Here is an 11,584-nt window from a genome sequence, read left to right as displayed (position 1 = left end):
CACGGCGTCACCACCGCGAGAGTCCCGGCCCGCCGTGCGGGCCGGGCCGGGGTCGACGCCTGCTGCCTGTGCTGCTGCCTGCGGTCAGCGGCCACCTGCGATCCTCCTCAACCGCTCCTCGAACGGGGCCAGCGTCGCCTCCCGGGTGAACCGCTCGGCATGCTCCACCGCCCGCTTCACCTGATCCGGCGTCAACTCCAGTGCGGCTCGCCCGGCTTCCACAAACGCCCCGGCCACCGCCTCGGCGTCCAGCCGACCGCCGGAGAACCAGAGCGGATGCCCGCGCAGCACCTCCACGGCGGCGTGGTCGGGCCGGTGCACCGAGACGATCGGCTTCCCGGTGGCCATGTACTCGAAGACCTTGCCGGAGGTGACATAGCGGGACCCCCCGGCCAGGAAGACCACCGCGTCCATCTCCGCATACGCGGCCGCCACCTCCGCCTTGGCCACCGGCCCCCGGTAGCGCACGCCCAACTGCTCCTCCGGGGCGGGCAGCCGGTCCAGCAGCGGCTGCGCGCTGTGCGAGAAGAACCCCAGATGGCCGTGGAGGTGCAGTTCCGCCCCCGCCAGCGACGGGTCCTGCCGGGCGAGGCGCCAGCCGTCGAAGAGCACCTCCAGCGGCAGATGGTCGGTGACGGTCCCGATGTAGCCGAACCGCAGCGGACGCCCGGCCGGGCGCGGCACCCACTCCGGCCGCCCCAGGATGTCGGGCTCCCAGCCGTTGTAGACCACCCGGGAGCGCCCGGCAGCGAAGGGGTAGCGGTCCGCGTACCACTGCCGGATCGGCTCGTTGACGTGCACCACCTCGGCGGCTCCGCGCAGCACCCGGCGCTCCCAGGTCCAGGCGTTGCTCCCCTCGGGGAAGCCGAGGTCCCCGGTGAGCGGGTTGAACGTCCACGGGTCGCGATAGTCCAGCACATACGGAATCCGCAGCGCCCGGCCCAGCGCCCAGGCCGCCGCGAAGGAGGCGAACGGGTTGCCGGTCGCCACCACCACGTCGAACCGCCGCCGGGCGTGCAGCCGCACCGCGCGGGCCAGCAGATGCGGCAGCCAGGTCGCGTAGTGCTCGGGGAAGACCCGGCGCTGCGCCCACCCGTACGCCGCGCTCGCCAGGCTGGGGAAGTTGGCCCGCAGCCGGCCGAACCGGCGGACGTCCCGCTCCCAGCGGAAGTAGCCCATCCGGGGCCGCTCCACGGTGACCGCCGGATGGATCCGGCCCTCCAGCGACGGGTCGTGGGAGCGCAGGTAGTCCGCGAAGAACTCGCGCGGCGCCGTGGCCACCGTGACCTCCCAGCCCCGGTCGGCCAGCAGATTGGCGGTGGCCAGCGCCCGGTAGACACCGCTGGCCCGGGTCGGCGGGAAGAAGAAGGCCAGATAGAGCACGCGGGGGCCGCTGCGGGCGGCACGGCGCGGCGGCGTCCGTACCGGGCGGCGGGTACTGCGCGCGGACGCCGCCCCGCGTCCGCCCGCCGGACCGGCGTCGATCGCGCGGGACGGCTCGCGGGACGGCTGCTGCCGGGTGGTGCCAGACGTTGCCGAGGTCACCTCTGCACCGTAGGCAGACGATCCGCCACCCCGCGCGCCGAGCGCAGCCATCCGGGCACCCGCCCACCGCCCGGCCGCTGCTGGCGGTACGTCAGCGGCGGCCCGTCCCCGGGGAACCGGCCGCCGCAGCTCCCCCGTCCGGCGGGCACCCGGTCAGAGCAGCCCGCCCAGCGCATTGGCGGCGGCGACCACCCGCTCCAGCTCGGCACCGGTCAGCGTCGGGTAGACCGGCAGCGACAGCACCTCGGCGGAGGCCCGCTCGGTCTCCGGCAGGTCCCAGCGCCGCGCCTGCGCGCCCTCCTCCCCCCGGTACGCCTTCAGCCGGTGGATCGGCGTCGGGTAGTACACCGCGCTGCCGACCCCCCGCGAGGCCAGCGCCTTCTGGAGGCAGTCGCGGTCCGGGCGGCCGTTGCCCGGCACCCGCACCGTGTACTGGTGGTAGACGTGGTGGGCCCCGTCCGCCACCGGCGGGGTGTGCAGGCCGGTGAGCCGCGAGTCCAGCAGCTTGGCGTTGGCCCGGCGCTGCTCCGTCCAGACCGGCAGCCGGCCCAGCTGCACCCGGCCGACGGCGGCGGCCACATCCGTCAGCCGCATATTGGCGCCCGCCACCTCATTGGCGTACCGCTGCTCCATGCCCTGGTTGCGCAGCAGCCGCAGGGTGCGGGCCAGCTCGGCGTCGGCGGTGGTGATCATGCCTCCCTCCAGGGAGTGCATGTTCTTCGTCGGGTAGAAGCTGAAGCAGCCCGCCGCACCGAAGGTGCCCACCGGGCGGCCGTTCAGCGCGGCGGCATGCGCCTGGCAGGCGTCCTCCACCACGGCCAGGCCGTGCCGCTCGGCGATCGGCAGCAGCCGGTCCATGGCCGCCGGATGCCCGTACAGGTGCACCGGCAGCACTGCGGCGGTACGCGGCCCGACGGCGGCGGCGACCGCGTCCGGGTCGAGGCAGAAGCTGCCCGGCTCGATATCGGCGAAGACCGGCTCGGCACCCACCAGCCGCACCGCGTTGGCGGTGGCCGCGAACGAGAAGGACGGCACCACGACCTCGTCGCCCGGCCCGATGCCCAGCCCCATCAGGGTGAGCTGAAGCGCGGAGGTACCGGAGTTGACCGCCACGCAGTGGCGGCCCTCCACCAGTGCGGAGAACTCGGTCTCGAAGGCCGCCACCTCGGGGCCCTGCACCACGGCGCCGCTGCGCAGCACCCGGACGGCGGCCTCGATCTCATGCTCGCCGATCACGGGACGGGCCGCAGGGATCGGTTCTTCGTGCCGCCCGCGCATGCGGCCACCTCCATCGTCGCTGCGTGGTTGCGCCGTCCTGGGCACCCAGGACGGCGGAGGGCACGTCCCGCCGCCCGGGGCATTCGCCACCAGGCTTCCGGACGCCGTTGAACAGGGGCTGCTGCCCAGGTGAACGCTGGGCAGCAGGCAGACCCGGCCGCCGCAGCCTCACCCCTGCACGGTAGGCACACCACCGTCCGCAGCGCGCGCCGTACAGGGCCGTCCGGGATCACCCGGGCCGTCCGGCCAGGGCGTCAGCAGCAGCGGACCGGCGGGCGGCGGGGCCGCCGGGCGCGGGCGGCGCCCGGTCAGCTCGGCGTACAGGGCGTCCAGCACCTCGGCCTGACCCGCCCAGCCGTAGCCGGGCAGCGCCCGCCCGGCGGCGCCGTCCGGCCGGTACGGGCGGCGGTAGCACTCCGGGTCGGCCAGCAGCGTACGGGCGGCCCGGCAGAACGCCCCGGTGTCCCCGGCCTGGAAGACCTCGCCCACCCCCAGGGCGCGGGTGGTGGCGGCCATCTCCGCGACATCGCTGCACAGGATCGGCAGCCGGGCGTGCAGATACTCCAGGTACTTGGTGATCAGCGACAGCTCGTGGTTGGGGCGGTGCAGGATCGGCACCAGACCGGCGGTGGCCGAGGCGATATAGGGGATCACCTGGTCGGGGGAGACATAGTCGGCGAGGTGGAGCCGGTCGGCGACCCCGAGCCGCCCCGCCAGCGCCCGCAGCTCCCCGGCGTCCGGATCGCCCCGGCGGGCCACCAGCACCAGGTGCACCCCGGGCAGCGCGGGCAGCGCCGCCACCGCCGTGGCCACCCCGCGGCGGGCCGCCAGCCCGCCGCTGTAGAGCAGCAGCGGGGCGTCCGGCGGCAGCCCCACCGCCCGGCGCACCTCGGGGACCGCCGCTTCAGGTGCTCCGTATGCCCCGGCCGCTCCGTCCGTGCGGACCAGCGGCGCATTCAGCACCACCGCCGGGCGGCGGGTGAGGCCATGGTCGCGGTGCAGCCGCTCCGCGATGGCCTCCGAGACGGTCACCACCGCATCCGCCCGGCCGATGTACTCCCGCTCCACGCCCAGCAGCATCCGGCGGCGCAGCCGACCGCGCAGGTCCCAGCGGCCCGGCACCTCGATCCCGGCCAGATACTCATGGGCGTCATAGAGCCACCGCACCGGCCGCCCGGGGACGCCGAGCCGGGCGGCGGAGCGGGCACCGATCCCCACCATGTGGAAGTCATGCGCGTGGATCAGCTCCGGCGCCAGCTCGGCCACCACCGGCGCAAAGGCCAGCTCCAGATCCCGGAACCACGGGTTGAGCGAGCGCCAGCCGCCGTACCGGTCCAGCACACCGCGCAGCCCGTCCAGGGCCGGGCGCAGCCGCCCGGCGACCCGACCGGCCCCGAGCGGCACCAGCAGCGCGTCCAGCGCCGGGTGCGCCGCCAGTCGGCGGCGGGCGACGGCGGCGAGCCGCAGCCGCGCGCTGCGGGGCGCGTCCACCGCGTCCCAGCGCGCGACCACGGCCCGCGCGCGGGCGTACGCGGCACGCCGCGCCCAGGCGCTGCGCAACGACGCGCCCCTGCCCCGCTCATAGCCGGAGACCGCCGACCCCACCGGCAGCAGCACCACCCGGGCGCCGCCCAGCCGGTACTCCAGCCGCTCCGGACCCGGCGCCCGGCCCAGCAGCACCACGTCCCAGCCCGCCGCCGCCATCGACCAGGCGGCCTTCTGCACCCGGGAGTCGCCGTCCACCCCATTGGCGACCAGCATCACCACCCGGCCGGGCAGCGGGCCGCCGCAGCTCATGCCCGGTCACCGGCCGGCGGCCGATCCCCCTCCCGCCGAGCCGTCGCCCGCCGAGCCGTCGCCCGCCGGGACGCCGCAGGCCGGTCCACCGGCGGCTCCCCCGGGCTCTGCCGCGCGGCCGCCAGCGTCCCGTACAGCGCGACCAGCCGCCGCGCGTCCTGCTCCCACGCCAGCTCCGCCCGCGCCGCCGCCACCGACCGCAGCAGCTCCGGATAACGCCCCTCGACCCGGCCCACCGCCGCCCGGAACGAACCCGGGTCACCCGGCCGGTACAGCTCGCCCAGGTCGTACCGGAGCACCGTCCCCCGCAGCTCCGGCAGATCGGCGGCGACCACCGGCACCCCCGCCCGCACCGCGTGGAACAGCTTGTTCGGCAGCGCCAGCCGGTGGTTCTCACAGCTGTCCGTGAGCGCCACCACCGCCAGGCCGTAGCGCCGCAGCAGCCCGTCCACCGCATCCACCGGACGCGGCGCCAGCAGCTCCAGGTCCCCGCCCTCGGCCCGCGCCAGCCGCGCCGCGTACGCCTCGTCGGCCGGACCCACCAGCACCACCGCGCTCTGCTGCGCGGCGGCCCCCGCGAGCACCGTCTCCAGATCCCGCCCGGCGCCGATCCGGCCCGCGTACACCATCCCCTTGGGGGCGGACGGCAGCGGCACCTCCTCCGCGCCGGTGGCCGGGGGCAGGGCCGGGAAGGTGTTGCGGACCACCGTCACCGGACCGGTCGCCCAGCGCTCCAGACGGCGCGCAATCCCCTCGCCGACCGTCACCACCGCATCGGCCCTGCCCGTCAGCTCCACCTCCAGGCGGCGGTCCCGCAGCCGCTCCAACGGGGCGGGCCGGCCGTGCCGCTGACGGCCCGACCACCACTCATGCGAGTCGTACACCAGCAGCGCGCCGTACTCCCGGGCCAGCCGCGCGGCCGTCGGCAGGGTGTTGAAGTCATGCGCATGGACGACGTCGAACCGCCGCTCCCGCAGCTCCGCCACCGCCGCCCGGGACCACGCCGCCCAGACCTGGCGGCGGTGCCGGGGCAGCAGCCACCAGCGCACCGCCCGCCAGAGCCACCCCGGCCCCCGGCGGACGGCCTCCGGCGCCTCCCCCGCCCGGTCGCCCTGGGGCTGACCGCCCAGACCCGGGGCGCGCGGCGGCCGCAGGCCACGGCCGCCCGAGGAGGAGCCGACCGTGAAGAGCCCCCCGGGGGGCGCCCACCCGGCCGGTACCTCCCTGCCCTGCACATGCACCGTGTGCCCGGCCCCGGCCAGCGCCGCCGCCTCCCGCACCACCCTGCTGTCATGGGCCACATCGGTGGTGACCAGCATCAGCACATCCAAGAGAACCTCATCCATCGACGCCCGGCGCCGCGCACCGGGGCGGTCCATCCTTACGAGGCGGGCCGCAGCACCGCCACCTCTTCACCCGTTCGGGCCCGACAGCACATCCGCCAGGTCGAACCGCACCGGCTCCTCCAACTGCGCATAGGTGCAGCCGCGCGGCTCCCGGTCCGGCCGCCAGCGGCGGAACTGCGCCGTGTGCCGGAACCGGCCGCCCTGCATATGGTCGTACGCGACCTCGCAGACCCGCTCCGGCCGGAGCGGCACCCAGGACAGGTCCTTCTTCCCGGTCCAGCGGCTGGGCGCCCCGGGCATCCGGTCGGCCGCCGCCGCCTCCTCGTCCGCCCACGACGCCCATGGATGACCGGCCGGCGACTCCATCCGCAGCGGTTCCAACTCCTCCACCAGCGCCTGCCGGCGGCGCATCGGAAAGGACGCGCAGACGCCGACATGCTGCAACCGCCCCTGCCCGTCGTACAGGCCGAGCAGCAGCGAACCCACCACCGGGCCGCTCTTGTGGAAGCGGAACCCGGCCAGCACGCAGTCGGCCGTACGCTCGTGCTTCACCTTCACCATCACCCGCTCGTCCGGCCGGTAGCCGATGTCTAGCGGCTTGGCCACGACGCCGTCCAATCCGGCCCCCTCGTACTGGTCGAACCAGCGCCGGGCGGTCTCCAGATCGGTGGTGGCCGGGGCCAGGTGGACCGGCCCGGTCGGCGCCTCCCCCAGCGCCTCCACCAGGGCCCGGCGGCGCTCCACCAGCGGCGTGTCCATCAGCGAGACGTCGTCCAGCGCCAGCAGATCGAAGGCAACAAAGCTCGCCGGGGTCCGCTCCGCCAGCAGCCGCACCCGCGAGTCGGCCGGATGGATCCGCTCCAGCAGCGCGTCGAAGTCCAGACGGCTGCCCCGGACGATCACGATCTCCCCGTCAACCACGCAGCGCGGCGGCAGCGCCGCCGCCAGGGCCTGCACCACCTCGGGGAAGTAGCGGGTCAGCGGCTTGCCCGTACGGCTGCCGATCTCGACCTCACCGCCGTCCCGGAAGACGATCGCCCGGAAGCCGTCCCACTTGCCCTCGTACTGCATCCCCGGCGGGATCTGCGCGGCCGATCTGGCAAGCATCGGCTTCACAGGCGGCATCACCGGAAGGTCCATGGCCCCGATTGTGGCTCCGGCCCGCTCCGGCCGCCCGTCGGCGCGCGCCGGGCGACCGGCCGTCCTACCGTGGCTGGATGGCAGAAGCGGTGCAGCTGACGGTGGGCGAACGGACGGTCCGGCTGTCCAATCCCGGCAAGGTGTACTTCCCCGAGCCCGGATGGACCAAGCTCGACGTGGCCCAGTACTACACGGTGGTCGGGGAGGGCATCCTGCGCGCCCTGCGGGACCGGCCCACCACCCTGGAGCGCTACCCCGACGGGGTGACCGGCGAGTCCTTCTTCCAGAAGCGCGCCCCGGCCAACCTCCCCGACTGGATCCCCACCGGCCGCATCCGCTTCCCCAGCGGACGCCACGCCGACGAGCTCTGCCCCACCGAGCCCGCCGCCGTCGTCTGGGCCGCCAACCTCGGCTGCCTCACCTTCCACCCCTGGCCGGTCCGCCGCAGCGACCTCGACCACCCCGACGAGCTGCGCATCGACCTCGACCCCCAACCCGGCACCGACTACACCGACGCCGTCCGGGCCGCCGAGGAACTCCACGGTCTGCTGGACGAACTCGGCCTCCGAGGCTGGCCCAAGACCTCGGGCGGCCGGGGCGTCCATGTCTTCGTCCCCATCGCCGCCGAGTGGACCTTCGTCCAGGTACGGCGTGCCGCCATCGCCATCGCCCGGGAACTGGAGCGGCGAATGCCCGACCAGGTCACCAGCTCCTGGTGGAAGGAGGAACGCGGCGCCAAGATCTTCGTGGACTACAACCAGACGGCCCGGGACCGCACCATCGCCTGCGCCTACTCCGTCCGTCCCACCCCGAACGCCACCGTGTCGGCGCCCTTGCGGTGGGAGGAACTCCGGGACGCCCGCCCCCAGGACTTCGATCTGATGACCATGCAGCAGCGCTATGCCGAGGTCGGCGATGTCCACGCCGACATGGACCACCACAGCTACCGCCTCGACCAGGCCCTGGAACTCGCCGCCCGCGACGAACGCGAACACGGCCTCGGCGACCTGCCCTATCCCCCGGACCACCCGAAAATGGAAGGCGAACCGCGCCGCGTGCAACCCAGCCGCGCAAAACGCCGGCCGTCCTGACCGGCGCCCGGGCATGCGAAAGGGCCCCGTAGCCTTCCGGCTACGGGGCCCTCCCGTCAAAGATTGTTCGGCGGCGTCCTACTCTCCCACAGGGTCCCCCCTGCAGTACCATCGGCGCTGTAAGGCTTAGCTTCCGGGTTCGGAATGTAACCGGGCGTTTCCCTCACGCTATGACCACCGAAACACTATGAAGTTGACCCGGAATCGGCACGGATCATTGCTTCAGAACAACACAGTGGACGCGGAGCAACTATGGACAAGCCCTCGGCCTATTAGTACCGGTCAGCTCCACCCCTCACGAGGCTTCCACACCCGGCCTATCAACCCAGTCGTCTGCTGGGAGCCTTACCCACTCAAGGTGGTGGGAGCCCTCATCTCGAAGCAGGCTTCCCGCTTAGATGCTTTCAGCGGTTATCCCTCCCGAACGTAGCCAACCAGCCATGCCCTTGGCAGAACAACTGGCACACCAGAGGTCCGTCCGTCCCGGTCCTCTCGTACTAGGGACAGCCCTTCTCAAGACTCCTACGCGCACAGCGGATAGGGACCGAACTGTCTCACGACGTTCTAAACCCAGCTCGCGTACCGCTTTAATGGGCGAACAGCCCAACCCTTGGGACCTACTCCAGCCCCAGGATGCGACGAGCCGACATCGAGGTGCCAAACCATCCCGTCGATATGGACTCTTGGGGAAGATCAGCCTGTTATCCCCGGGGTACCTTTTATCCGTTGAGCGACGGCGCTTCCACAAGCCACCGCCGGATCACTAGTCCCTGCTTTCGCACCTGCTCGACCCGTCGGTCTCACAGTCAAGCTCCCTTGTGCACTTACACTCAACACCTGATTGCCAACCAGGCTGAGGGAACCTTTGGGCGCCTCCGTTACCCTTTAGGAGGCAACCGCCCCAGTTAAACTACCCACCAGACACTGTCCCTGATCCGGATCACGGACCCAGGTTAGACATCCAGCACGACCAGAGTGGTATTTCAACGATGACTCCACCATGACTGGCGTCACAGCTTCACAGTCTCCCACCTATCCTACACAAGCCGAACCGAACACCAATATCAAGCTATAGTAAAGGTCCCGGGGTCTTTCCGTCCTGCTGCGCGAAACGAGCATCTTTACTCGTAATGCAATTTCACCGGGCCCGTGGTTGAGACAGTCGAGAAGTCGTTACGCCATTCGTGCAGGTCGGAACTTACCCGACAAGGAATTTCGCTACCTTAGGATGGTTATAGTTACCACCGCCGTTTACTGGCGCTTAAGTTCTCAGCTTCGCCACGACGAATCATGACTAACCGGTCCCCTTAACGTTCCAGCACCGGGCAGGCGTCAGTCCGTATACATCGCCTTACGGCTTCGCACGGACCTGTGTTTTTAGTAAACAGTCGCTTCTCGCTGGTCTCTGCGGCCACCACCAGCTCAGAGTGCAAGACCCATCACCAGCAATGGCCCCCTTCTCCCGAAGTTACGGGGGCATTTTGCCGAGTTCCTTAACCACGGTTCACCCGAACGCCTCGGTATTCTCTACCTGACCACCTGAGTCGGTTTGGGGTACGGGCCGCCACAGAACTCGCTAGAGGCTTTTCTCGACAGCATAGGATCATCCACTTCACCACAATCGGCTCGGCATCAGGTCTCAGACTATATGCAGGGCGGATTTGCCTACCCCACGTCCTACACCCTTACCCCGGGACAACCACCGCCCGGGCTGGACTACCTTCCTGCGTCACCCCATCGCTCACCTACTACCCTGTTGGACCGGCGGCTCCACCACTCCCCTCGACCCGAAGGTCTCAAGGGCGGCTTCACGGCCTTAGCATTCAGAGGTTCAGCGTTGACGCTCTACAGCGGGTACGGGAATATCAACCCGTTGTCCATCGACTACGCCTGTCGGCCTCGCCTTAGGTCCCGACTTACCCTGGGCAGATCAGCTTGACCCAGGAACCCTTGGTCAATCGGCGCAAGAGTTTCCCACTCTTGTATCGCTACTCATGCCTGCATTCTCACTCGTATACCGTCCACGACTGGCTCCCGCCGCCGCTTCACCCGGCACACGACGCTCCCCTACCCACCCACACACCCGTTAAGGCTCTTGTGTGAGTGACACGGCTTCGGCGGTGTACTTGAGCCCCGCTACATTATCGGCGCGGAATCACTTGACCAGTGAGCTATTACGCACTCTTTCAAGGGTGGCTGCTTCTAAGCCAACCTCCTGGTTGTCTCTGCGACTCCACATCCTTTCCCACTTAGCACACGCTTAGGGGCCTTAGCCGGTGTTCTGGGCTGTTTCCCTCTCGACCACGGAGCTTATCCCCCGCAGTCTCACTGCCGTGCTCTCACTTACCGGCATTCGGAGTTTGGCTAAGGTCAGTAACCCGGTGAGGCCCATCGCCTATCCAGTGCTCTACCTCCGGCAAGAAACACACGACGCTGCACCTAAATGCATTTCGGGGAGAACCAGCTATCACGGAGTTTGATTGGCCTTTCACCCCTAACCACAGGTCATCCCCCAGGTTTTCAACCCTGGTGGGTTCGGGCCTCCACACGGTCTTACCCGCGCTTCACCCTGCCCATGGCTAGATCACTCCGCTTCGGGTCTTGGGCATGCGACTAAGAACGCCCTATTCGGACTCGCTTTCGCTACGGCTACCCCACACGGGTTAACCTCGCCACACACCGCAAACTCGCAGGCTCATTCTTCAAAAGGCACGCAGTCACGGCCGCAGTCCGAAAACCACGACGACGCTCCCACGGCTTGTAGGCACACGGTTTCAGGTACTATTTCACTCCGCTCCCGCGGTACTTTTCACCATTCCCTCACGGTACTATCCGCTATCGGTCACCAGGGAATATTTAGGCTTAGCGGGTGGTCCCGCCAGATTCACACGGGATTTCTCGGGCCCCGTGCTACTTGGGAAACGCACAAGCAAGCCGCACAGATTTCGTCTACGGGGGTCTTACCCTCTACGCCGGGCCTTTCGCATGCCCTTCGACTACCTGTACGGTTTCTGACTCGCCCAGCCGCCGGCAGACGACTGAAGTACGCTCCCACAACCCCGCACGCGCAACCCCTGCCGGGTATCACACACATACGGTTTAGCCTCATCCGGTTTCGCTCGCCACTACTCCCGGAATCACGGTTGTTTTCTCTTCCTGCGGGTACTGAGATGTTTCACTTCCCCGCGTTCCCTCCACACTGCCTATGTGTTCAGCAGCGGGTGACAGCCCATGACGACTGCCGGGTTTCCCCATTCGGACACCCCCGGATCAAAGCTCGGTTGACAGCTCCCCGGGGCCTATCGCGGCCTCCCACGTCCTTCATCGGTTCCTGGTGCCAAGGCATCCACCGTGCGCCCTTAAAAACTTGGCCACAGATGCTCGCGT

The 11,584-nt window shown here is 70.2% G+C and carries 6 protein-coding genes and 2 rRNA genes; 1 reads left to right on the top strand and 7 read right to left on the bottom strand.

The annotated features are described in order from the left end of the window. Nucleotides 1–84 precede the first annotated feature (84 nt). The 5 genes from C7M71_RS22110 to C7M71_RS22090 form a co-directional block, all read right to left on the bottom strand. The gene (locus C7M71_RS22110) at nucleotides 85–1,545 is read right to left on the bottom strand and encodes a glycosyltransferase (protein ID WP_229758849.1); all 1,461 of its coding nucleotides are present in this window, start codon (nucleotides 1,543–1,545) and stop codon (nucleotides 85–87) included. Between the two features lie 153 nt (nucleotides 1,546–1,698). Next, nucleotides 1,699–2,823 (bottom strand): DegT/DnrJ/EryC1/StrS family aminotransferase, encoded by a 1,125-nt coding sequence (locus C7M71_RS22105; protein WP_111494765.1) that lies wholly within the window; start codon nucleotides 2,821–2,823, stop codon nucleotides 1,699–1,701. 168 nt (nucleotides 2,824–2,991) lie between these two features. Further along, nucleotides 2,992–4,620 (bottom strand): glycosyltransferase family 4 protein, encoded by a 1,629-nt coding sequence (locus tag C7M71_RS22100; RefSeq protein ID WP_114914491.1) that lies wholly within the window; start codon nucleotides 4,618–4,620, stop codon nucleotides 2,992–2,994. Further along, on the bottom strand, nucleotides 4,617–5,966 hold the full coding sequence (locus C7M71_RS32720) for a glycosyltransferase (RefSeq protein WP_265737671.1): 1,350 nt from the start codon (nucleotides 5,964–5,966) through the stop codon (nucleotides 4,617–4,619). The genes C7M71_RS22100 and C7M71_RS32720 overlap by 4 nt, the downstream gene beginning before the upstream one ends. Before the next feature lie 66 nt (nucleotides 5,967–6,032). Then, nucleotides 6,033–7,106, bottom strand: a complete 1,074-nt coding sequence (locus tag C7M71_RS22090; RefSeq protein ID WP_111495012.1) for an ATP-dependent DNA ligase — start codon at nucleotides 7,104–7,106, stop codon at nucleotides 6,033–6,035. A 77-nt stretch (nucleotides 7,107–7,183) separates the two neighbouring features. On the opposite strand from C7M71_RS22090, the gene ligD reads away from it, so the two are divergent. Further along, nucleotides 7,184–8,197, top strand: a complete 1,014-nt coding sequence (gene ligD, locus C7M71_RS22085) for a non-homologous end-joining DNA ligase (protein WP_111495016.1) — start codon at nucleotides 7,184–7,186, stop codon at nucleotides 8,195–8,197. A gap of 65 nt (nucleotides 8,198–8,262) precedes the next feature. On the opposite strand, the gene rrf is transcribed toward ligD, so the two are convergent. Together rrf and C7M71_RS22075 are read right to left on the bottom strand one after the other, a co-directional pair. Then, a 5S ribosomal RNA gene (gene rrf, locus C7M71_RS22080) occupies nucleotides 8,263–8,379 on the bottom strand. Nucleotides 8,380–8,449: 70 nt separating this feature from the next. Then, a 23S ribosomal RNA gene (locus C7M71_RS22075) occupies nucleotides 8,450–11,570 on the bottom strand. Nucleotides 11,571–11,584 lie beyond the last annotated feature (14 nt).

Source organism: Peterkaempfera bronchialis, assembly GCF_003258605.2.
GTDB lineage: Bacteria > Actinomycetota > Actinomycetes > Streptomycetales > Streptomycetaceae > Peterkaempfera > Peterkaempfera bronchialis.
The sequence above is the reverse complement of the archived record's forward strand: the minus strand, read 5'-3'. Positions and strand labels throughout refer to the sequence as shown.